Here is a 23,918-nt window from a genome sequence, read left to right as displayed (position 1 = left end):
AATCTTTTGATGGTGTTACTGTGAATACTAATTTAAAAATTAATATCAGACCAACAACAGTTTCCGATGTTCCTTTAATCTTTAAATTTATCAAAGAACTTGCAAAATACGAAAACTTAGAAGACCATGTTACTGCTACAGAAGAAATAATAAAAGAATCACTATTTGGAAAGAAACAGTACGCTGAAACATTGATTGTTGAAGCAGATTCAAAACCTGCGGGATTCGTTTTATTTTTCCATAATTTTTCAACATTCCTTGGAAAACCTGGAATTTATATCGAAGACCTCTACATTAAAGAAGAATTTAGAGGAATGGGCATTGGAAGAAATATATTTGAATATTTATCAAATCTTGCAACAGAAAGGAATTGCGGAAGAATTGACTGGGTAGTTTTAGACTGGAACCCTGCAAGAAAATTCTACGAAAAAATGGGCGCAATTCCCGTTGATAACTGGTTAATTTATAGATTAACGGGAGATAAATTAGATGAACTCTCAGAAAACTATCAAAAAAGTAAGAATTAAAGATATATTTTAAAAATAACTTAAAAAAATGGGATTAAATTGCACATTTAAAAGTTAATTCACGTTAATTATTTTTTTAAACGTGTTTTCAAGGTCGTGCATAAAATCCATGTAATTTCCTTCGTTTACAACCATGTAATCTGCAAGTGATATTACATTACCAATTGAAAAATTCAATTCTCGTTCATCGCGTTCAACGAAAGTATTCCAGTCATTTGAATCATCTTCACGGTTTCTACCAGATAATCGTTCAAATCTGGTTTTTGGTGAAGAGTGAATTGCAATAATATCGAGTTTGGCATTTTTTTTAAGGTAATTGACTTCATAAATACTTCTTATTCCCTCAATTACAACAAAATCCTCATCTTCGTATTTTTCATGGATATATTCAAGACATGGAACAGCAATTGCTTCTTTTCCATGAATTTCTCGAAGTTTTACTGCCGTATTTCCGACATTTTCAGGATTTAATGGTATTCCTTGTTTTAATGTTTCGTGCCTTACAACATCGCCCATTGAAACAGTTATTATCTTATATTTTTCCGCTAATTTCGTAATTGCACTTTTTCCAGATCCTGGCATTCCAGTAATTCCAATTAACTTCATATTATCCCGATTATTAATATTTTTTAACTTTAATTGTTTAACTAACTTCACTTAAAGCATCTATTGCCGTGTTGTGAGTATTATTGATCGTGTCAATATTTGATTCCTGAACTGCTTTTGAACTTACAATCAAGTGATATCCTAAAAGAATTGCCGCTGTAATGACCGCAAGAACCAGCACTGAAAATTCAAGACTCAATTGGCCCCGTTTCGAAAAAAACTTCTTTAAAGCAACAGACATTTTACCACCATTTTATTATATACCTTTAAATTATATAGCTTTGTACCATTTTCATAGATTTATAATATTATCTGTAATTTATGGTTTTTATTAGTGATTATTTGGTGAATCCATGATTATCGTGAGAAAATTAAAGAAAAAGAAAGAAGAGATCCAATTTATTGATTTAACCGATGAAAAGACTTATTATGGGATAATAAGACCTGCAAACAATAGAATTACACTTTACAAATGTAGGGAAGAAAAAGCAGGAAATGTAAACCCGATACAACCTTCAAAATTGATAAATTTCGTTAGATCAAACAAAGTTTTATTAAGTGGGGACGAAGAATCGTTAAAATTAGAAGAATTCCTCAAACAAAATAATATCAAACACGGATATATTGATTTATGCCCTTTTTGCATTATTAAAGGAAAATTTAGCGAGATCACGGATAAATATAAAATTTACAACAGCGAGATCTGCCTTGAATGTGCAATCGACGAAGTAAAACACGAAGTAAATATCAATGAGGAGTTTATTGAAAAATTACTTAGAAGATTCAAAGACGCAAATAAAGTAATTGAACTTTTCAAATCAAAAAACCCACTTAAAAATCCGGAACTTACAAAATACGACGTTTTAACAGGAAATGTTGATGACAATATAAAAAATTATGAAATAAATGAACTGGATATTCCTGATTTTTTAAAAGAAATTATTAAAAATAGAGGAATCGATGAATTACTTCCTGTTCAGACTCTTTCTGTAAAAGCTGGGCTTTTAAAAAATGATAATTTATTAATTACTTCTGCAACGTCTTCTGGAAAAACTTTGATTGGAGAACTTGCAGGAATTAAAAATATTTCTGAAAAAAAGGGTAAATTTTTATTTTTGGTTCCATTAGTTGCCCTTGCAAATCAAAAATATGTTGAATTTAAAGATAGATACGAAAAAGAAGGTTATTCAGTATCTTTAAGAGTTGGAACCGGAAGACTTTCTGAAAATAAAGGAAGCGGTATCAATTCAAGCCTTGATTCTGACATAATAATTGGAACCTACGAAGGAATAGATTATTTGATAAGATCGGGAAAATTAAAAGATGTTGGAACCGTTGTAATTGATGAAGTCCACTCTATGAATATGGATGAACGTGGTGCACGTCTTGACGGCCTTATCGGACGATTAAGGTATTTATTCACCTGTCAGATGATATATCTTTCTGCAACTGTTGGAAATCCAGAAGAATTAGCTTCAAAATTAGGATCAAAACTTGTTTTGTACAATGGAAGGCCAGTTCCACTTGAAAGACATTTAATTTTTACCAAAAACGATTACGGAAAGTTAAATCTTGTAAAAGATATTGTTAAACAGGAATTTAGCTCAAAATCAAAGTACGGATTTAGAGGGCAAAGTTTAATATTTACATTTTCAAGAAAAAGAGCAGAATATATCTCAAATTATCTAAATACCAAAGGAATAAAGTCAGATTATTACCACGGTGGAATGGAGTATTCTAAAAGGCGAAATGTTGAAGATAATTTTCTAAAGCAGAAAACAATGTGTGTAGTAACTACCGCCGCACTTGCAGCAGGTGTGGACTTTGCAGCGTCCACTGTTGTTTTAGAAAGTCTTGCAATGGGTGGAGATTGGTTAAACCCGTCAGAATTCCAGCAGATGTGCGGAAGAGCAGGAAGAAAAGGAATGCATGATAAAGGAAAAGTTTACAGCCTTGTTGAAATTGGTAAAAAATATCACGCGAAAATGGAAAATTCTGAAGATGAAGTTTCGTTTAAACTGCTAAATTCAGAACCTGAAGAAGTTTCATTAGAATACAGCGAAGATGAAGAATTTGAACAGGTTTTAGCAAACGTATGTTCAATTAAAAATTACAAAAATAAAGTTACAATTCCTGATGTTTCAAAAGTTCCAGTTCTTGGTAAAAATTTGGGTTTAAATTATGTTTTAGAATCACTTTCGGGCTATCAAATGCTTGATTTGCAGAACAAAAACATAAATACAACTCGATACGGTTATGCAACGTCAATTTCATTTTTGTATCCTAAAGATGCTGAAAAAATAAGGAAAAATCTGCATAAAAATCCCCTCGACATTGTTGTATCAATTTCACCCTTTGAAAATGCATATATTCCTGCAAACCTGAAAAATAAAATCTCAAAAACCACGAATGTAAATATTCCAACGAGATTTACCGATGCTTTCGAAGTAATAAAAGAAAATTTTGAAAAAATAAAAGATAAAACCTTAAGGGATGAAATTCTGCCTTGGTTAATCGAATTTGATGGATTGATTGAAGAGGATATTATAAACTACAATTCCAAAAAAGTTCTGAATTTAAGAATAAACAAAAAAACACCGCTTCAAATATCAAAAATAATCCATGATACCCTAAAACTTCAAACATACAGCGGAGATATCTATTCCTACCTTGAAACATCGATAAATACCCTTGATGCGGTTGAAAGAATTGGTAATATTTACAATAAAAAAATAGCGAAAGAATCCGAGAAATTAAAGAAAAAAATGGAAAATCCATATAAAAATTAACTAAAATCTATTTTTTTAATTCCAAAATAAGAATAAATATCTTTTTTTGGATTTTTAGAATCAAACCTGTTTTCTTCTTTTGTAAAATTCAAAAATTCATCCAAAAATTCAATACCTCCGCCATAATTTACGGCTTTTGGATGTATTGAAAGGAAATATTTGTATTCCGACTCCAAATATTCTTTTTTAGCAATATCTACTTCATTTAATGTATTATTTTCTTCAAGATACCAAGTATATTCCTTATTTGTAATATTATATGTATAAACTGTACCATTATCCACTTCAAAAGCATATTGCCCAACAATTATAGAAAAACCCTTTTTAAGCATTGCTTTTTTTGAATCTTCAGAAATCCCATATCTTGGCGGAAGGATACATGAAATACCGTCAATTTTTAAACCATTTAATATTTCAAGCGATTTTTCTATTTTTTCCGTTGCAAGGGTACAATTACAATTAAATTCGCATCCAATATGGTCGTACCCGTGTAATTCAACATTATATCCTTTTGTTTGAAGATATCTAACATATTTAACGAAATCTTGATTTTCTTCTAAAGGATATTCATTTGCATGATTAACTATTAAAAAAAGATACGTTCTTTTGGGATACCCATATTTACTAATTACTTCATCAATTTCCTTTAAATCTTCTAAATAAACAGGGCTAACATCGTGAATCAAAATTACTGGTTCAAAAATGTTTTTTTCGTCTTTTGAATCGTCTTCAGATGAGAACCTTGAAAAATTTGCTGAAATTAGTAAAATTAAAATAAAAAAAATTAGGGTTTCCATTTTCAAATATATCCCCGTAAAATGGTTGATAAGTATTTGAAAATAGTGTGTTTTGAAATATATAAGACCATATCATTTATTAATCTAAATTAACAAATTAATATGCCTAAAATAAAAAGGTGCGCCAGTCGGGATTTGAACCCGAGTTACTGGCTTGGAAGGCCAAAGTGATACCAGGCTACACCACTGGCGCACGTTCTAACTGTAGAGATGCGGCCTCCGGGATTTGAACCCGGGTGTCGGCCGTGGCAGGGCCGTATGATACCAGTCTACATCAAAGCCGCTATTTCATTCCAATTCTCACTCATCTCAGAGCATACTACACATTGTAGTATCTCATATATAAACTTTTTGGTTGAGTTGAGTGCTAAAAGATTGTTCTTCAAAATAAAAGAAAATTTTCATATTAATTATATATACAAAAAATATTATAAGTAGATAGATGAAATTAGAATAATGATTTCGAGAAAATTTGGTTTTGAGACTGGTCGGTTAAACTTCATAAGGAGGATCATTTATGGATTTAGGAACTACAAAATATATCATTTATACCGAGCTCATTGCGGATGGTTACGTTGAAAAACACGACGTTATCGGTGCAATTTTCGGACAAACTGAAGGACTGTTGAGTAACGAACTTGACTTGAGAGATTTGCAAAAAAGCGGGAGAATTGGAAGAATTGATGTTGAACTTGAAAATATCAATGGAAAATCTTTTGCTAAAATAACACTGCCCTCAAGTCTTGACAAGGTTGAAACATCGATACTTGCAGCAACTCTTGAAACGATTGACAGAGTTGGTCCCTGTTTTGCCACGGTTAAGATAACTGAAGTTGAAGACATCAGAGTATCAAAAAGACAGTACATCACAAACCGTGCAAGATCTATTTTAAGAAAATTAATGGACGAAATGATTGACACCTATGAAATAACGGAAGAAATCAAAGAATCTTTAAGAACTGAAGAAATTATGGAATATGGGCCAGAAAACCTTCCTTGTGGTCCCAATATAATACATTCCGATTCTATTATTGTTGTTGAAGGAAGAGCCGACGTTTTAAACCTTTTAAGATGTGGAATTAAAAATACAGTAGCTGTTGAAGGAACGTCTGTTCCAAAATCAATCATGGAACTAACAAAGAAAAAGACCACAACCGCTTTTACCGATGGAGATAGAGGAGGGGAGTTAATTTTAAAAGAACTTCTTCAAACTTGCGACATCGACTACGTTGCAAGAGCACCGTACGGAAAAGAAGTTGAAGGAACGTCTAAAAAAGAACTGATAAAATGTTTGAGGGCAAAAGTTCCTGTTGAACAGATCGTTGGAAACAACTGCAATAGTTCTGGAGTTATTGAATTAAATACTCCAAAAGAAATTGTTGAACCAATAACCCCAAAACACTTTGAAAAAGTAGAAACACCGGCAGTTATTGAACCGGTTTTTAAAGAAGACGCAATTGAAGAAGAAACAATTATAGTAGAGTCTGTAAAAAAAGCCGAAACTGAAATTATAGATGTTGATGCTACAAACGAAACTCAATCTGAAAAAAAGTTCAGCGGAGTTAAAGAAATAGTGGATAGCATTAAAAATACAGGCAACGTCAAGTTTGTTGTTGATGGAACCGAAAAAACGAATACATTCAAAGAATTTCTAACAAATATCCATGAAATCAAAAAAATGGACTTCTTTGCAGCAGATATGCCGATAAGTCAAAAAATTGTGGATTTACTTTATGATAAAACCCCGATAATTGTTGGAAAAGAAATAAATGTTACTAAAAAACCCGTAAACCTTCGATTATTTTCATTTGACGAAATTGTAGCTTAAATAACAATTTCTTTTAAATTTAAAGGTGATTAAATGCATAAGGATGAACTCATCCAATTACACCAGCTTTTGGTTTATATGAGAAAAGATTTGGCAAGAAAATTTGGAATCGAACTTGAAGAATCGTTTAAAGAATATGATGATTTAAATATAAGGCCTCACCACATTCACAGAACCAAATCAGAACATACCTTTGCTATTTTTTTATTATCTGGAACAATTGGAAAAATACTGTCTGAAAAGGGCAACGTTCCAAGAAGTGTTGCAAGCAGGTTGAATGATACTGGCGAAAAATTAAGTAAAGAAATTGCTAGAAAAAAACGATAATCTTTTTATTTTTGTTTAATTTACTTTTCAGGTGGTCATATGGTAAAAAACCTCGTAAATTCTATTGAAAAACTTGTTTTTGAAAAATCTACCAAAAAATTTGGAGTTTCAAGAATTTTAAAAGAAAATGACGATAAACCAGTTTTTATTAAAGATGTAAATGGATACCCAGTTATTGGAAACTTGTGTACAAGAGAAGTTATTGCAGAGAGTCTTGGCATTGAAAAAGAAGATTTAATGAAACACATGGTTGAATCCATGAACAATGAAAAAAATGGGGAATTAATCGTTGATGAAAGTTTAGAAAAACTTTATATTGATGATGATTTGGAAAAAATTCATGAATACCCAATTCCAACATACTACGGAAAAGATGCGGGTCCATACCTTACATCAGGTGTAGTTATTGTAAAAGATAAAGACGAAGGAGTAAATGCATCAATTCACAGGATTTTAGTCAGGCCTGATGGTAATTTAGCAATTCGAATGGTCGAACAAAGACACCTCCACTACATCTACAACAAAAATATCGGTAATGGCGAAGTAGATTGTGCAATTGTTATTGGAGTTCACCCTGCAGTTTTACTTGCAGCTTCAACTTCAGGAGATGTTTCATTTAATGAATTAAAATACGCTTCTGCATTGATGAATAAACCATTAAATTTAGTAAAATGTAAAACCGTTGATTTGGAAGTTCCAGAAGCAGAATTTATAATTGAAGCAAAAATAACGGCAGAAATGGTTGATGAAGGACCATTTGTTGACATTACTGGAACATACGACGTTATAAGAAAACAGCCATTGATTAAAGTAACAGCACTTAGAAGAAAAGAAGATGCAATATTTCATGCACTACTTCCTGGAGGAAGTGAACACAAACTCTTGATGGGCATACCTCAAGAACCAAGAATGTACAAAGGAATCAGAAACACAGTTCCATCACTTAAAAATGTTGCCTTAACACAAGGAGGATGCTGTTGGTTAAATGCCGTTGTTTCAATCGATAAAAAAACTGAAGGCGATGGTAAAAACGCAATCCTTGCAGCACTTGCAGCACATCCAAGTTTAAAACACGTAACTGTTGTAGATGATGATATTAACATTTACGATGCAAACGATGTGGAATACGCGGTTGCTACAAGAGTTCAAAGCGATAAAGATATTATAATCATCCCCGGAGCTAAAGGATCATCCTTAGATCCATCAGCGGACCATAAAAATAAATTAACTGCAAAAATGGGAATTGATGCTACAATGAGTTTGTTAAAAGGAAAAGAGGAATTTATTAGAGCAGAAGTTCCAAAAGATGATGAATAACCTTAAAAAAACTTATACTTTTTTAAAAATTTTTATTTTGAAAAAAAATAGGAAATAACCAATTAATCTTTAATTAATTCTTTTCCTTTTGTCACAACAATTTTGCATGCTGTAGGTAATTTCATTGAGCATCTTCTTAATGCTTCTTTTGCTGCGTAGAATTTTTCAGGGTTTACACCAATTGTGATGATTTCCTGTCCTTTTTTAACTTTTGCAGCTGTTCCAACAGCTTTACCGAATGATAATCTCATTCCATCGGAAATCCTGTCCGCACCTGCTCCTGCAGCCATTTTGTTTTCTCTTAATATTTCGTGAGGGTAAACTCTGATATTGAATAAGTACCCAGTTCTACCACATTCACTTAATATGTATTTGTTACCTGCAATCCTTGAGGATTCCAAAGCGTTGTGTCTTATTAAAATATCTGATTTTGATACAAGCTGTACTTGTACCGGGAATTCAGCGCTTGGGTTGCCCATAACGTAGTGAACAACTTTTGGTTGAGGTACTGCTCTTACGTACTCTTTTCTTGTGTACGATCTTCTTTCTATAGTTCTGTAACATCTTGCTGGTCTTAGTGCCATAATTGTTCCTCCATATGCTTCGTGTTTATAAAAAAGCCATTCATAAGCGTGCTACAATATACATCTATCTAATGATATATAAACATTTCTTAAGGCAGAATGGGTTGAAAATTCAAAAAAGGTCGTTACTTCTTTGATTTTTTAAAGCTATTTATTCTTTTGTTTATTCTGTGTTTTATTCCATCAATTCCATAATTGTCCCTCATTATTGCTGGAACAAAATTATCAAGCCACTGTCTCCAAGGGGGTAAAAATCCAAGTGTTTCTGAAACCTTGTCAAGGTGGTTATCCCATTCAGAATTTTTTATTTTATCCATTTTGTTTACTACAAATATAGGGTTTAATTCAAGTTCTTCTAAAAAATCAGCCATTTCAAGATCAATTGGAACCTCTCCTTTGTTGCCCCATCTCTCAACTATGTCAATGAAAGATTTAGCATCCAAAATGTGAATCGATGCTGCAATTGCATCTTTATTGTCTTCTACATAGTGAATGATCTCGTCTTTAATTTTTTCCTGTGCTTTTTTTTCTATTCCTTCCATGAACCCAAAACCTGGCAAATCTACCAAGATATAAGTTCCCATATCATATTCAGTAATTTTTAGTGTAACTCCGGGCTTTTTTCCAACCCGTACATTCTTTCCAGTTACAAGTTTTACGAAAGTAGATTTTCCGACGTTTGAACGGCCCATTACAATTACTTTCGGTCGCTCATCTGCTTTCTTTTCGGTTCGAATATATTTTTTAAATTTCTGAATATCCATATTCTGACTTTGAATGTTGTTATTATTTTCTTCACTGTTCGTGTTTTCGTACATTTATAACCACTTTTAACTACTTGAAATATGTTGAAATTAGTTTTAAAACTAGATGATTCTTAAAATCATAATATGCATCAAGATACGCTGAATAAGCGTCATAAGGCGTTGAAAAATGGCTGAAATAAGAATGAACATCCATATCATTAAAACCTTTCGTGCACATGTAGTAAAAATTATCACTAGTCTGCATATTCTTATAGATTTTATATTCTATTAACTCTTTTCGCTCTTTCTCATCATATCGTTTTAAATAATTACCAAGGTATTTCCTTATTTCTTTTAATCTTTGAAAGGATAACTGCTGCATCCGGTTTCCAAGCCATGCACTCAGATCTCTTTCTGAATCAGCCCACGAAAGGGTTGAAAATTCAAAAACATCAACGGTATCTTTTGGCGTACACAATTCAAGTATTTCAGAAGGGGTTGAATATTCGATATGGTTATAATTTTCCAACTCTTTTGGAAGATACCTTAAAAATTCAAAAATTCCGGTATCGGCCCACTGGTGTTCTCCAAAAGTTTCATAATCCATGTATAAATTTATACAGTCCCCAGGAGTATTTGAAAGCCAACTTGCATATTTGTCAGCCATTAAAGGGTATTCTTTCCAATCCCTTGAAGAAAATCTAAATCCTATATCATCGCTTAAGTTGTAATTTCTAAAAAGTACGTTTAATCCAGATAATGCACTGTAAACGTAATTTGGAGACCTCCAATCTAAAATACGGTTAGCCCCTTCGGTAAATATTCCTCTAAAACCCATTTCTTTGATTGTTTCTGCAATTTTATTGTTAAAAATCAGTTCGGTATTTCTAAATGTCGTTGTTTTGTACCCGAAAAGCTCTTTTATTAATTTTTTATGATCGAGGATATCTTCTTTAAACTCTTCGTGATCTTCAAAAAGACTAGATAATGAATGGTGGTAAGTCTCACCTAAAAATTCCACATTTCCGGTTTTTGCTAAATCCCTAAATAATTCAACGACTTCTTCATTAAATTCGAGAGCCTGTTCTAAAAAAACGCCTGTAATACTATAAGATAGCTCAATATCATAATTATCAATTAATTCGAGCATTATCATATTTGAAGGAATGTAGCACTTATCTGCTACCTTGTTAAAAATTTCTTTGTTTAATTCTACGTCAACATAGCGGTTCCATAAATCCCCACTGTTTAAATTTACAGATTTTCTGAGCCTGTTTGGTTGATGGACCTCGAAATTAAGAGACAGCAACACAATTATCCCCCACAGATTTAAAACTACATGAAAATAGTGTTATTAATAGTATATAATATGTCTTAATTTAGGGAATTAATATCTCAAAATCCCCGTGAACCGCAATTATAAACATTGCATGTGACCATCCAAGAGGCATTGCGGAAATTGGAACCCCGAGGTCTTTGTGTATCTGTTCAGGCATTAACCCGCTAAAATTATATTTACATACCCAGTCAAACAGAGTTGAACTTTTTTCACGATAATTATTCAAAATTTCCTTTTTAATTGACTTATTTTTTGAAAGATCATATATAAGCAGTTCGTAATACATGTAAAGCCATAGCGTATTTATAATCCAAGGATTTCCGCCAAAATAGACGTCTTTTGGATATCTGCCAATTCCTCCAACTTTATAATCAAATGCAGATTCGATCTGGTCTGCTGTTGCAACCATTCTTGGATCATCTGCATTTACCAAGTTGAATGGAACCGTTATTCCAAGTATACTTGAATCAGTTGTTTCGTCTTTTGGATGCAGTGCTTTTGAAAATCTATTTTTATCATTCAAATATATTTTTTCAACGACTTCTTCTTTTAAAAATTTCAGCGAATTTTGCCATTTTTCAACCAATCCCTCATTTTCTTCCAAAATTTTCGCAATTTTTACTGCAGATTTAAGTCCTCCATACATTGAACCCAAAGTGTATGTGAAAACTCCGTATTTTTCTTCCCATAAATCGTAACTTGGAGAAAGCGCAATTGCTGCATTTGATAGATAATCTGCTGCTTTTTTTAACATTGCCCAATTTTTTCGTAAAAATTTTTCATTATCACTCTTTCGATAATGAATTAACGCTGCCCAAATCGTAGTTCCAACCTGATCTATCTGCATTGCAGTTAAACGAGGAATTCCATTGATATAATAACTCTGAACCCAAGAACCATCTTCATTCTGGGTTTTTCTGCACCATTCAAAATATTTTTCAACAATGCTGGACTGTCCGCAGAGCGAAAGTGCAACTGCAATATATCCGCCATCCCTGCACCATACATGTCGGTAATCAGGATAAAGAGATGGGGACGCCATTATTCCCCCGCCCCGATCACATAAAAGAAGCAGTGTTAAAAGAGACCGTTTACACAAATCTTCGCACATTGAAACCCGGTTTAATTCATTTGCACTTAATTTACTTATCGTTGTTTCGAGCAAATTTTTCCAGTATGAGTTTGTAAGTTGGTAGAAGTCTTCGTGATTATCAATAACAACTTTAATAGAATCCATTGTTTCCATCAATTTATACTGGTCTCCTTTGTACTCGTTCATGATGATATAAACAGAAACTGACTGTTTTTGACCAGGAAGTAGTTTTAAATCCCATGAAATAGCACTATCAGTTATAAGGCCTGAAGAAGTAGAATATTCTTTTAAAATTCCATTTGAAATGTCAATCAATGCACTTTTATCAGAAGACCTAACCCCGCATTGGTATGAATCGATTTTTTTATCGCTTCCAATACACATCGAGTACATTCCATCGTATTTCATAATCATTCTGGGGTCTTTCATGAACTGGACGGTATTTTCCCTTGGAATTTCACCCATTCGTAAATTTTCATAAAAAAATAATTTCAAATCCTGAGTTTCATCGGTTTTATTAGATATTGAAATCTGTTTTATTATTATATTGTGAGAAATTGGAATATAATCTCTTGATTCCATCAAAAATTCATTGCATTCGTAAGTGGTACGCAAAATATTCGTATCTTTCACGTAACTTTGATTAATTTCCCAACCATTGTCCCACGCCCACCTAAGGCCGTGATTGTAAATTGCAAAAGAAGCGTCAAAAATGTGTTTTTCATAGCCGAGGCTCGGGTAAAACATGTACTCAATAGACCCTGAATCATCTATTTTTGCAAGGATATTTCCATTTCCAATAATTCCAACCATCAGCCCCACCCTGAATCTATTGAAAAATTATTTAAATAATATAAAAAATGTAAAAATCAAAATTAAGTCTTATTAAATATATTAATTCCAAGTTTTATAATAATTTATTGCTTCATCATTTCGATTGCACGTTTATATACCTGAATCGTTTGATTTGCGATTGCATCCCAGCTGTATTTCGTATATGCATCGTGCTTTGCATTTTTAACTACCCATTCTCTAAATCCCCAGTCAGAAATTACCCTATCAAGACCCCATGCAATAGAATCTGCGTCTCTCGGGTAAACTTTAACCCCGTTGTATTCATGGTTTATAATTTCACTAAGGCCTCCAACATCGCTTGCAACAACAGGAGTTCCTGCAGCCATTGATTCGAGTGCAACAATTCCAAAGGGTTCATAAACCGAAGGAATAACACATGCATCCGCATATTTGTATAGTTTTTTTAGAAAAGTTCCATTTTTAAATCCTAAAAAAATAACTCTGTCACCACATCCCAAAACCCATGCTAAATGCTCCAAATGGCCCTGCATGTGCCCCTCCCCTGCAATTATTAGTTTTGAATTAGGATGTCCAATTAAAAACTTTTGAAATCCCCTGATTAAATGTTCAACCCCTTTTTGATAAACAAGCCTTCCAACGTAAAGAATCATGTTTTCATTATCATTTACACCCAGATTTCGTCTGAAATTGTATTTTTCATTATCATCGCCATTAATATCAAATTCCCAAGGATTTACGCCATTATATATCACGTTTACCTTTTCCCATGGCGTATTAAATCCAAAACACATCTCATCTTTAATTGAATGACTTACTGCAATTAATTGATTTGCTTCATAGCTTCCCCACCATTCCGCATCGTTTATTGCCCTTGAATCTTCAGAATTAATTCCGCCACAACGTCCTCGCTCAGTACTGTGAATTGATTGAACATATGGCTTTTTTGTCGTGTGCTTTATATTTGAACCGACAAACGAAGTCATCCAGTCGTGGCAGTGTATTACGTCATAATTTTCAACACCTAAACTCCCTATCTTTTTTTCAAAGGAACTTGCCATAAACATTGCCCAAGTTAAAAAATTATTGTGGGAAATTGGCTTTACCCGATAAACATTTACCCCATTTATTTCTTCATATTCTGGAAGGTCATAGCCGACAGTTATCACGTCAACTTCGTTTCCTGCCCTTACGAGCGCTTCAGATAACCCCTTACAATGTACTGCTAAACCACCAACCATTACGGGGTGGTACTCCCAAGTAACGATGGACACCTTCATTTCACATACTCCCCTTCAAAGATTAAAAACTAATATATTCTCTATTAAACATATATTTTCATTAGCATATAAAAATACGGGAGTATATGAGAAGGGGTATTTTTATGAAAATAGTTACATTAACACCGACAATAGCGCCTTTAACGTCGATAGGGGGACTAGGGGATATTTTAGAAGATTTACCAAAATTTTTAAAGAATTTAGGAAATGAAGTATATGTAATAACATATGATCATCAAAACAAAATTTCAAAAAGACCTCATGAGATTGTAAAAAAAATAGAAGTAAAATATCAAGGCTCAAAACTCTTTTTTGACGTGGTAAAAGCAGTTCATCCAAGTTCTAATTTTGAGATTTTTGCATTTAGTAATCCTGAAATAAATCAGCTTGATAGCTGGGATCCTATAAAATACGAAATTTTTGCAGATTTAGTTGTATCTTTCCTTTCAGATATTGAAAACATTGAATGTGTGTCAGGACACGACTGGCCTTGCGGACTTGCAATTGCAAAATGTCATGAAAAACTAAATCTTCCAACGACACTTACAATACATAACGAAGCATTTAAAGGCCCAATAATTGAATACAAAGGCCACATATTCTCATTTTTAGAACATGGGATATATTTTAGCGATGCAGTTAATACTGTAAGTCCTAACCATGCAGAAGAAATACGAAATTTAGACTTTTTAAAAAAATTATGTAAGGAAAAACCCTTTCACGGGATAATTAATGGAATAGACACGGACGTTTATTCTCCAGAATCGATTATTGAAAGAATGAAAAATTTAAGCAACGGAAAACTAAACCCTAAAGATTACTGTTATATTGAAAATTACGATATTTCAAATGCAGCGGTAGTAAAACCAAAAATAAAAGAATCGTGGTTTTGTAAATGCGAAAATTTAAAAAAATATATTAATGATTGGAACGAGATGGATAAAAGTAATATTTCGGGCAGCGATATTGAAATACACGGCAATATCAAAGGAAAATTGAAAACTCCAATGATCGGATTTGTAGGCCGTGCTACCTATCAAAAAGGTTTTGATTTGATATTTGAAACAATGCCCGAAGTATTAGAAGAAAATAACGCTAATTTCGTACTTGTATCAAAAGGGGAAAAATCCATTGAGGAAAAAATAAAAGATTTTGCAGAAAGTTATCCTGACAAAATCATGGCATTAGTTGGACACTGCCCTCCAATAATTCCCATTATTTATGCAGGATGCGACTGGACTGTTGTGCCGTCTCTTTGGGAGCCTTGTGGATTAACACAGATGGAATCAATGTCTTATGGAACTCCAGTAATCGCCAGAAATACTGGAGGTTTAAGTGATACTGTAATTTCACTTCACCCTGATCCGCATAAAAATCCAAATTTTGATATAGCAACAGGTGTTTTATTTAATGATTATGATAAATACGGATTTAAATGGGGTATTGAACACGGGCTCTACTGGTCGTTTTACAATTTAGAAGAAGCCTGTCTTTTTATAAATTATAAACACGTGCACTGCCCAGAAAGTCCGTATGAGGAAAATAGTCCATTATACATGTTAATTAAAAACTGCTACCACCATGTACAAAAAAACCTGAGCTGGCAAAATAACGACAGTTCTGAACGATACAGGGCACTTTTTGGCGGTGCAATGTACAAACACTACTTTTAAATAACCATAACTATTTTTCGGGAGGAGTACGATGAACGGGGAACTATCCTTCAAATACGATAATGTAATGGAAGAAACTTTGGGCAATTTGGGAATTAATAATGTAGAATTAGAATCATTTAACAATGAATCTTCAAAAATTATTGAAAATTTAAAAGAAAAAGAACTTAATGGGGAATTTGGATTTTTAGATGTTTTGAATGATAATTTAGATAAATATTACGAATTAAATGAGTACTCCAAAAACTTTGAAAATATTCTTATTATTGGAATAGGTGGATCAAATTTAGGTTTAAGGGCTGCTGAAACAGGAATACTTGGAAATTTCACATCAAGGTACGAAATTCCAAGAATATACTATATGGACAATTCTGACCCTGAAAAAACCCATGATATTTTATCAAACATTGATTTGGAAAAAACCCTCGTATTTGTCATAAGTAAATCGGGAAATACCGTTGAAACCCTCGCAAATTTCTTTATAGTTAGAACTTTAATGAAAAAGAAAAACATTGATTTGGAAAAACATGTTGTTTCGATTACGAGCGGCGGGGAACTTGAAAAAATTACGAAAAAAGAAAAATACATTCATTTTGAAGTTCCAGAAAATGTAGGAGGAAGATTTTCTGTTCTATCATCAGTTGGGATTGCTCCACTTTCATGTACTAATGTAGATATCAAAAAATTAATTGATGGTGCTAAAAGTATAGAAAAATCTTGCAAATGCGAAGATATTTTCAAAAATCCAGCTTTAATGAATGCAGTAATTCATAAACTTATGTACAACCGAGGAAAAACTGTTTCAGTAATGATGCCCTATATTGAACGACTTAGAAGTTTTGGAATGTGGTACGGACAGCTCTGGGCTGAAAGTCTTGGAAAAAATGGTTTTGGACAGACTCCAGTTATTGCAGTTGGTGCAACAAGCCAGCATTCCCAACTACAACTCTATATGGACGGCCCGGATGATAAAATCGCGACATTTTTAAAAGTAAATAAATATAGAAATGACTTGAAAATTGAGTACGAATATGACCACCATCTTTCAGGCCATAATTTATCCGAAGTAATTACTTCAGAACTAGTTGGAACTGAAAACTCGATGAAACATAATGATATTCCAAATGTAAAGATTACACTTTCAGAATTAAATGAAATCACCATGGGAAAACTTTTCTTGATGTACGAAATGCAGACTGCGATTTCTGGAGAACTTTACGGGATTAATGCATTTGACCAGCCTGCAGTTGAATATGGAAAAAAGATAGCTCATGAATGTTTAACAGGTTCAAAAATTGATTATGAAAAAAAATACATAAATGGAAAATATATTATAACTTCCAAATAATTTTATTTTGAGAGGGGGTAGATATGGAACTGATTAATCATTTTAAAGACTTTTCAAACGTTTCTATTTTTTTAGCATATAATGTAAATGTCGATGCATTAAAATATCTGGCAGATCTTTCAGATATTGAAGAATTAAAAGAAAATTTTAGCGATTCAGAAATTAAAATGAAAATTGAAGAGTACCCTCGAACAATTGAAAAACCGATAGATTTTGTTGCAAGGTTAATTCATGCGATGAAATCTGGAAAACCTGCAGAAGTTCCCTTGAAAAATAATTTAGAAATTGATACTTTTTTAAACAGCCTAAACTACAATGAAGAAAGAATAGGGGGGCAGGTAGGAATAATCTCAAATTTACTCTCAATTTTAAATTTAAAAAAAATAATTTTTTATTCTCCAATTTTGGCAAAAAAACAGGCTGAAATGTTTGAAAATAATGAAAATTTAGTATTTCCAAATATTACGAATGGAAAACTGGTTTTAAAAAAACCAATTGAATCTTTTAAAAACGATGAACTTAAAATAAATCGGATTTTTGAGTACAAAGAAGATATTGAATTTTATTTACAGGACAAAAAAATTATAACTCCTCAAAGTAACCGATTTATCGTTGCATCTCGCCCGGAAAATTTACGAATTGAAATAAAGGATGAATTAAAAAACCATGTGCCAGAAATTGGAAAATTAGTCGATTGTGCAATAATTTCAGGGGTTCAAGCGATTAAAGAAGAGTATTCTGATGGAAAAACTTCAGAATACTACTTAAATAAAGTTAAAGAAGATATAAAATCGTTAAAAAAAGAAAATAAAGACTTAAAAGTACATTTTGAATTTGCATCGATTCAAAACACCGAAATGAGAAAAAAAATTGCAGAATCAATTTTACCCGAAGTCGACTGTGTTGGGATGGATGAAACTGAAATTGCAAACATAATTCATGTTTTAGGATATGAAGAATTAAGTGAAGGAATTTTAAAATACAGTAAAATCGAAGATGTGCTAAAAGCTTCAAAAATACTTCTTGAAAAGTACAATTTAGAAGGAATGCAGGTACATACAATGTACTACATAATGTATCTCTGTAAAAAGGGAGGCATTTTAAGTGACGAATCTTTGGAAAAAACCCTCGAATTTGCAACAGTTTTAGCATCAACAAAAGCCGCTCTCGGACAGATTTCATGTATCGATGATTTAAAAACCGGTCTTAAAATACCCCATAATAAACACGGCGAGTTACTAAAAGAGATAGTTGAAAACATTTCAAAAGAAAAAGAATTAGAGGGTTACAAAATTATTTTAGTTCCTTCAAGAATCGTTGAGAACCCAAAAAGTACCGTTGGACTTGGGGATACAATTTCAGCAGGTGCTTTTGTAGGTTATGTTTCAGAACTAAAAAAATTAAAAAATAAATAATTAATAAATAATTTATTGAGTTGGGCATGACCCTCCAAGTGCAGGTGGTGCTTCATCGTCAACACCTGGTCTGTATCCAAGCTCTTTTCTTGTTTTTTCCTGAATTTTGTGGAATATTCTTGCAACTGGAATTTCCATAGGGCATACATCTTCACACTGGCCACAGTTTACACAGCTAAATGCCATGTGAGACATTCTAACGCCCTGGAACATTATTGGATCAGGCGGTATTGATCCTGTGTCAACGTAGTCAGCAGTAAGTGCACAATCCCTACAGAAACATACTGGACATACATCCCTACAGCCGTAGCATTTTATACACTTATTCCACTGTCTATTCCACTCTTCAATTGATGGATATTCTTCTTCGAGCCATTTTCTCTTGTAGTCTTCGCCCATTTTTAACATTGAGCTTTCTACTTTTGCCCTTATTTCAAGTCCTTTTGGATTTGGAGCTTTTTTCTTAATATATCCATCTTTTTCTGCACTTTCAAGTAACTGCTTACCTTTTTCAGTGCATACTTCCATGAAGGTATATTTTCCAGCATCTTCTCCAATTACACCCCAGTTTCCAGCAGCAATATCTGCTTTTCGGGGGATTTTTTCATCACATCTCTGACAGTTTACTCTTCTTCCGTAGCCGTTGTCTTCGAGATCGTGCATTTTAACTTCTTTGTGGGTTCCGTCTTTCATGACGATTATAAACTTACCCTTATCGATTTCTTCTTTTACAACGTCTTTTGGATCTACTTCGTAGAATAATTTTATCATTTCCATTGCGGTTTTTGGAGGAACTGTTCCACCGCAATTCAATCCAATCATGTAGACGTTGTCAAGATTAATCTGTGCTCTTTTTGCAAGTTCAACAATTGCCCTCATGTCGCAAGGTTTTACCGGAACTGCAATTTTTGCATCTTGTAAGTATTCTTTTATAATTCCGCCCCACATTGTAGGGGCGCAGTGTAGAGAACCTGCAGTACTCAACAAATCTTCTGAAGATGTAACAAACGTTGGAATTGCGTCATATACATCAACACCTTTTTTCAAAGCTAAAACACCGTCAACAATACCCTTGTCTAAAAGATATTTGAAGAGTGCAGTAACTGCACCACCACATTCTCCTTTTTCGAGTATTGCCGGGTCAGAAGCCTGTACATAATACATTTCATTGCTCATGATATCCCTCGTTTAAAATCCCGATTTTGGGAAAATTATATTTTTTCCACCTTTGCAGCACATACCTTGTATTCTGGGATTTTACAGTTTGGATCCTGAGCAGGATTTGTTAAGATGTTAGCTGCAGTTTCTGCAAAGTGGAACGGCATAAATACAACACCTTGTTTGATATTTGGTGTTATTTTCGCATTTACAACGACTTCGCCCCTTCGGGTTGAAACTTTGACTTTCTGTTTGTTTTTAATTCCCATCTTTTCAGCATCTTCCGGATGAATTTCAACAAATCCTTCGTTTATTTCATCAGCCATATGCTTACTTCTTCTGGTCATTGTTCCTGTGTGGTAGTGGAAAATGATCCTACCTGTTGTCAGAGTCATTGGATATTCCGAATCTGCCATTTCGTCAGGGTCTGCATAGTCTATTGCAAAGATATTTCCAAGTCCATCAGGAGTTAAACACTTTTCACAGTGGAGAATTGGAGTTCCGGGGTCTTCACAAGTTTTGCAAGGCCAGTGGAGTCCATCTACACCAAGTCTTTCGTAAGTTACACCTGCATACTGAGGCGTTACTTTTGCAATTTCTTGGAATACTTCTTCAGCAGTGTTAAAGTTGAATAATTCTCCTTGACCCATTTTTTCAGCAAGCATTTTTACGATTTTCCAGTCAGCAATTGCTTCACCAGGAGAATCTACTGCTTTATTGATTTTTTGGATTCTTCTTTCAGTGTTTGAGAAAGTTCCATCCTTCTCAGCCCATGAAGCTCCAGGTAAAACTACATCTGCAACCTGTGCAGTTTCAGTTAAGAAAATATCCTGAACTATCAATAAATCAAGACTTTTCAATGCATGTTCTACGTGGTGAATGTCAGGGTCTGAAACCATTGGGTTTTCTCCCATTACATAGATACATTTAACCTGTTCTCCAGCTTTTGCAAGCATGTCTGGAATCGAAAGACCAACATTTGGATCAACACAGGTATTCCATGCTTCTGCATATTTTTCATGGTTTGCAGGAACTGCCTGATATCCAGGGAATACGTTTGGAAGTGCTCCCATGTCACATGCTCCTTGAACGTTATTCTGACCCCTTAATGGGTTCACACCAGTTCCTGGTTTTCCAATATTTCCGGTAATCATTGCCAAGTTACAGCAAGATTTTACGTTGTTTACACCGGTTGTGAATTGCGTTATACCCATGCAGTAAAGTATTGATGCTGCATTTGCACTACCATACATTTTAGCAGCTTCAACAATTAATTCCGGAGATACGCCTGACAACTTTGACGCATACTCAGGAGTATAGGTTTCAAGCGTTTGTTTAAGTTCTTCGTATCCTTTTGTCCTGTTTTTGATGAATTCTTCATCAACAAGATTTTCTTTTACGAGTACATGCATTATTGCGTTTAACACTGCAATATTTGTACCAGGTAATAACTGTAAGTACAAATCAGCCTGTTTTGCAGTTGGCGTGTATCTTGGATCTATTACAATTATTTTAGTTCCTTTTTCTTTTGCGCGAACGACTCTTCTCGCAATCAAAGGGTGTTGTTCAAACGTATTTGAACCAATTATGAATATACAGTCTGCATCTTCTATATCAGAAATTGAATTTGTCATAGCACCTGAACCAAAGGCTTGCCCTAAACCGACCACAGTTGCCGAGTGTCAAAGTCTCGCACAGTGATCAACATTATTAGTTTTTATTACTGTTCTTGCAAATTTTTGAAATACATAGTTGTCTTCATTGGTACATCTTGCAGATGAAAAGAATCCGACTTCTTCAGGGGAATAATTTTGTAATTTACCAGAAATCAGTTCTAATGCTTCATCCCATGATGCTTCCACCAATTCTCCATTTTTTCGAATCAATGGAGTTTTCAACCTATCATCACGGTGTACAAATTCGTGACAATAACTACCTTTAATACAGGTTTTTCCCTCATTTACAGGGTGTCTTTTAAAAGGATTGGTCCCAACAAGTGTTCCATCCTTTACTACGAGGTCCACACCGCAGCCTGTTCCGCAATATGGGCAAATCGTATGAATGAAGTCTAATTCCATATTTCGATCACCATTTTATAATTATAAAATGGCAAGGTTTGGTTCAATTAAAGAATGATGTTCCAAAAAACCGGTTCACACCATTCAAATTTGTGCTATTATTTTTAATTATGATATGACGGATAAGATTAAATGAATAAATTAAAATACAAAAAATGGTAGATATAGTTAAGTATATTATTGTAGGCAGATAAAGTTAGGCTAGTTTATCTGAACTATTTGGCTAATTTGGCTAGTTAAACTCTAATGGGTTAGATACGGGATGTGTCCGCTGGTCAAGCATCATCCACATTACCCTTTTTAGGCTATTTTTACTAAATCTCCTGTTTCTATGTCCATTACATACCCATCGATGGTGATATCTTTGGGCATTGCAGGGTGGTTTCTCAAAAGATCGACACCTTCTTTAACATTGGTTTCTTCGCAGTACATTCTGCCAAGCCATGCTTCAAAATCTGGTGTGAAATTTGGATTTGCACCCCTTTCTACCATTTTTTTCTTGACTGTTTCAAAGTCAGCAGCTGCCATTCCACAATCGGTATGGCCAATAATCATAATGTCTTCAACACCGAGCAGATATACTGCAACTACTAAAGACCTGATTACATCTTCTGTTATAATATTTCCTGCATTTTTGATTACTTTCGCGTCACCTTGAGCTATTCCGAGCTTTTCTGAAAGAAAGTTGACGAGTCTTGTATCCATGCAGGTCACAATTGCGAGTTTCTTCTTTGGTTTTGCATTTTCTCCCAAGTTATAACCTCCATGTATTTTTAGATTTTTCGGACACCGATTCCATATATTTTAGGCTTCCAAAGGTTTGGAATACCCATTATTCCGAAAAATTTGTAGTGTTTAGCTACAACCCCATAGAGTTCTATAATATCTCCTTTTTTTATTCCTTCCGGAACTGGGGAAATTAAGTTGGAGAATATCTCTCCAGTATCATCCTTAATTCGAATCGTTGGTTTTGTAGATATTCCGTATATTATTTTATCCAATTTTCCTACGATTTTAACTCTCTGGTTTAAAGTATCTTTATTTATTTCCGATATATTGTATTCATCTGCGTAATGTATGTATTCGGGGAGAAGTTGATCAGATAATTCTTTATTCATTTGTGAAATTTTAATCGGAATTAATGTTAAACCTAAGATAAATGGAATTGCCATTATTAATATCCAAATATTTCTACTGATATAAAGTGACCATGCGGTAAATACCAAGCATATCATCAGCGAAATAAATGCTGAAGGCGTGGTTTTCGCATGTCTTTTTAGATCACTTAGAGATACGTTTAACTGCATTTTAACACCAAAAAGATGAAGTTAGTAGTCTTCATCTTTAGATTTTTTTACCGTATGCGAATTGGTATATCATTGCTACGAATACTACTGCACCGATAATGTTTCCGATGGTTACTGGAATGATATTCCAAAGCCACCAGTCTGCAACACTCACGGTTGCACCAAGCATCATTCCTGTTGGAATAAAGTACATGTTTGCCACACAGTGCTCAAATCCTGTTGCAACGAACGCCATGATTGGGAACCAAATCATGAAGAACTTACCGAGGATACTTGTTGAAGCCATTGAACCTATAACTGCAAGGTTAACTAACCAGTTACAACCAATACCTTTAACAAGTGCTGCAAGCCAACCCATGGATCCTGCTGCCATGTAAGGTAAAACTTTAGCTTGTGCAGTGTTTATTGCTGATTGACCAAATGCATTTACGCTAGCTGCGCCAGTCGCTGAATCAAATGATCTCAATGGGCCAAATGCCATCATTGAAGCATATATTAAGGAACCAATGAGGTTACCAATGTAAACATAAATCCATACTTTTATTAACTGTGCATATGACGCCTTTCTCTGGAAAACTGCCACTGGTAATAACATCATATCTCCAGTAACTAGCTCCATTCCGGTTAAGATAATCAAGATCAGCCCTACGGGGAATACTGCGGCTGCCATGAATTTACCTAAACCAGCACCCATTGCTGCACCAATTCCTGTTCCTACAACGGTAGCAAGTCCACCACCCATTGCAATGTAAGCACCGCCCATAACTCCTCTGACAAGAAGTTGGCTTGGACTAAGGTTTCCTTTTACTTGGCCTGCATTTCCTGCAAGTTCCACCATTTTGTCAGGTGGGTTTACATCCATGATATTACCTCCATGTGAATATTGTGGTCTT

21 protein-coding genes and 2 tRNA genes are annotated in these 23,918 nt (G+C 33.9%); 8 read left to right on the top strand and 15 right to left on the bottom strand.

The genetic code is table 11. From position 1 onward, the window contains the following. Positions 1 to 20 precede the first annotated feature (20 nt). A complete protein-coding gene (locus tag MMJJ_RS07760; RefSeq protein WP_104838320.1) occupies positions 21 to 527 on the top strand; it encodes a GNAT family N-acetyltransferase in 507 nt (168 codons plus the stop codon). A gap of 54 nt (positions 528 to 581) precedes the next feature. On the opposite strand, the gene MMJJ_RS07755 is transcribed toward MMJJ_RS07760, so the two are convergent. Together MMJJ_RS07755 and MMJJ_RS07750 are read right to left on the bottom strand one after the other, a co-directional pair. After that, on the bottom strand, positions 582 to 1,133 hold the full coding sequence (locus MMJJ_RS07755) for an AAA family ATPase (protein ID WP_104838319.1): 552 nt from the start codon (positions 1,131 to 1,133) through the stop codon (positions 582 to 584). Positions 1,134 to 1,170: 37 nt separating this feature from the next. Next, positions 1,171 to 1,374, bottom strand: a complete 204-nt coding sequence (locus MMJJ_RS07750; protein WP_011171227.1) for a class III signal peptide-containing protein — start codon at positions 1,372 to 1,374, stop codon at positions 1,171 to 1,173. Positions 1,375 to 1,486: 112 nt separating this feature from the next. On the opposite strand from MMJJ_RS07750, the gene MMJJ_RS07745 reads away from it, so the two are divergent. After that, positions 1,487 to 3,922, top strand: a complete 2,436-nt coding sequence (locus MMJJ_RS07745) for a DUF5814 domain-containing protein (RefSeq protein ID WP_104838318.1) — start codon at positions 1,487 to 1,489, stop codon at positions 3,920 to 3,922. Here the strand turns inward: MMJJ_RS07745 and MMJJ_RS07740 are convergent. From MMJJ_RS07740 to MMJJ_RS07730, 3 genes are all read right to left on the bottom strand, one after another. Continuing rightward, positions 3,919 to 4,719, bottom strand: coding sequence for a DUF2334 domain-containing protein (locus MMJJ_RS07740; RefSeq protein ID WP_104838594.1), 801 nt, complete (start codon positions 4,717 to 4,719; stop codon positions 3,919 to 3,921). The two genes, MMJJ_RS07745 and MMJJ_RS07740, sit on opposite strands and share 4 nt — an antisense overlap. Before the next feature lie 120 nt (positions 4,720 to 4,839). Continuing rightward, positions 4,840 to 4,912 (bottom strand) — tRNA-Gly (locus MMJJ_RS07735). An 18-nt stretch (positions 4,913 to 4,930) separates the two neighbouring features. Beyond that, a tRNA-Gly gene (locus tag MMJJ_RS07730) sits at positions 4,931 to 5,003 on the bottom strand. 233 nt (positions 5,004 to 5,236) lie between these two features. Here MMJJ_RS07730 and dnaG point away from each other — a divergent pair. The 3 genes from dnaG to MMJJ_RS07715 are packed head-to-tail and all read left to right on the top strand — an operon-like array spanning position 5,237 to position 8,191. Beyond that, on the top strand, positions 5,237 to 6,547 hold the full coding sequence (gene dnaG / locus MMJJ_RS07725; protein WP_104838317.1) for a DNA primase DnaG: 1,311 nt from the start codon (positions 5,237 to 5,239) through the stop codon (positions 6,545 to 6,547). Between the two features lie 33 nt (positions 6,548 to 6,580). Then, a complete protein-coding gene (locus tag MMJJ_RS07720) occupies positions 6,581 to 6,874 on the top strand; it encodes a UPF0058 family protein (protein ID WP_011171231.1) in 294 nt (97 codons plus the stop codon). A 39-nt stretch (positions 6,875 to 6,913) separates the two neighbouring features. Then, positions 6,914 to 8,191 (top strand): UbiD family decarboxylase, encoded by a 1,278-nt coding sequence (locus tag MMJJ_RS07715; protein ID WP_104838316.1) that lies wholly within the window; start codon positions 6,914 to 6,916, stop codon positions 8,189 to 8,191. Positions 8,192 to 8,253: 62 nt separating this feature from the next. Here MMJJ_RS07715 and rplJ read toward each other — a convergent pair whose 3' ends face one another. From rplJ to MMJJ_RS07690, 5 genes are all read right to left on the bottom strand, one after another. Continuing rightward, entirely contained in the window at positions 8,254 to 8,775 is a 522-nt protein-coding gene (rplJ, locus tag MMJJ_RS07710; RefSeq protein WP_011171233.1) for a 50S ribosomal protein L16, read from the bottom strand. A gap of 125 nt (positions 8,776 to 8,900) precedes the next feature. After that, a complete protein-coding gene (gene engB, locus MMJJ_RS07705; protein ID WP_104838315.1) occupies positions 8,901 to 9,593 on the bottom strand; it encodes a GTP-binding protein EngB in 693 nt (230 codons plus the stop codon). A 16-nt stretch (positions 9,594 to 9,609) separates the two neighbouring features. Beyond that, the gene (locus MMJJ_RS07700; RefSeq protein ID WP_104838314.1) at positions 9,610 to 10,833 is read right to left on the bottom strand and encodes a glycoside hydrolase family 57 protein; all 1,224 of its coding nucleotides are present in this window, start codon (positions 10,831 to 10,833) and stop codon (positions 9,610 to 9,612) included. 67 nt (positions 10,834 to 10,900) lie between these two features. Beyond that, complete coding sequence (locus MMJJ_RS07695) at positions 10,901 to 12,766, bottom strand: glycoside hydrolase family 15 protein (protein WP_104838313.1); 1,866 nt, start codon at positions 12,764 to 12,766, stop codon at positions 10,901 to 10,903. Positions 12,767 to 12,870: 104 nt separating this feature from the next. Beyond that, complete coding sequence (locus MMJJ_RS07690) at positions 12,871 to 14,046, bottom strand: glycosyltransferase family 4 protein (protein WP_104838312.1); 1,176 nt, start codon at positions 14,044 to 14,046, stop codon at positions 12,871 to 12,873. 104 nt (positions 14,047 to 14,150) lie between these two features. On the opposite strand from MMJJ_RS07690, the gene MMJJ_RS07685 reads away from it, so the two are divergent. Genes MMJJ_RS07685 through pfkC form a run of 3 tightly spaced genes read left to right on the top strand, consistent with a single transcriptional unit; the run spans position 14,151 to position 18,482 of the window. Then, positions 14,151 to 15,719 carry a glycogen synthase gene (locus MMJJ_RS07685; RefSeq protein ID WP_104838593.1) on the top strand — a complete coding sequence of 523 codons (1,569 nt, stop codon included), beginning with the start codon at positions 14,151 to 14,153 and terminating at the stop codon, positions 15,717 to 15,719. 31 nt (positions 15,720 to 15,750) lie between these two features. Then, a complete protein-coding gene (gene pgi / locus MMJJ_RS07680) occupies positions 15,751 to 17,067 on the top strand; it encodes a glucose-6-phosphate isomerase (RefSeq protein ID WP_104838311.1) in 1,317 nt (438 codons plus the stop codon). 23 nt (positions 17,068 to 17,090) lie between these two features. Continuing rightward, positions 17,091 to 18,482 carry an ADP-specific phosphofructokinase gene (gene pfkC / locus MMJJ_RS07675; protein WP_104838310.1) on the top strand — a complete coding sequence of 464 codons (1,392 nt, stop codon included), beginning with the start codon at positions 17,091 to 17,093 and terminating at the stop codon, positions 18,480 to 18,482. A gap of 12 nt (positions 18,483 to 18,494) precedes the next feature. Here pfkC and MMJJ_RS07670 read toward each other — a convergent pair whose 3' ends face one another. The 5 genes from MMJJ_RS07670 to MMJJ_RS07650 form a co-directional block, all read right to left on the bottom strand. Further along, positions 18,495 to 19,658, bottom strand: coding sequence for a Coenzyme F420 hydrogenase/dehydrogenase, beta subunit C-terminal domain (locus tag MMJJ_RS07670; RefSeq protein WP_104838309.1), 1,164 nt, complete (start codon positions 19,656 to 19,658; stop codon positions 18,495 to 18,497). Positions 19,659 to 19,693: 35 nt separating this feature from the next. Further along, positions 19,694 to 21,718 (bottom strand): formate dehydrogenase subunit alpha, encoded by a 2,025-nt coding sequence (gene fdhF, locus MMJJ_RS07665; RefSeq protein ID WP_104838308.1) that lies wholly within the window; start codon positions 21,716 to 21,718, stop codon positions 19,694 to 19,696. Between the two features lie 300 nt (positions 21,719 to 22,018). After that, the gene (locus tag MMJJ_RS07660; RefSeq protein WP_011171243.1) at positions 22,019 to 22,471 is read right to left on the bottom strand and encodes a beta-class carbonic anhydrase; all 453 of its coding nucleotides are present in this window, start codon (positions 22,469 to 22,471) and stop codon (positions 22,019 to 22,021) included. 20 nt (positions 22,472 to 22,491) lie between these two features. Continuing rightward, positions 22,492 to 23,025, bottom strand: a complete 534-nt coding sequence (locus tag MMJJ_RS07655; RefSeq protein ID WP_013999684.1) for a hypothetical protein — start codon at positions 23,023 to 23,025, stop codon at positions 22,492 to 22,494. A 37-nt stretch (positions 23,026 to 23,062) separates the two neighbouring features. Continuing rightward, complete coding sequence (locus tag MMJJ_RS07650) at positions 23,063 to 23,887, bottom strand: formate/nitrite transporter family protein (RefSeq protein WP_104838307.1); 825 nt, start codon at positions 23,885 to 23,887, stop codon at positions 23,063 to 23,065. Between the last annotated feature and the right edge of the window lie 31 nt (positions 23,888 to 23,918).

Origin of the sequence: Methanococcus maripaludis (assembly GCF_002945325.1) — an archaeon.
Taxonomy (GTDB): Archaea; AGJL01; Methanococci; order Methanococcales; family Methanococcaceae; genus Methanococcus; species Methanococcus maripaludis.
The sequence above is the reverse complement of the archived record's forward strand: the minus strand, read 5'-3'. Positions and strand labels throughout refer to the sequence as shown.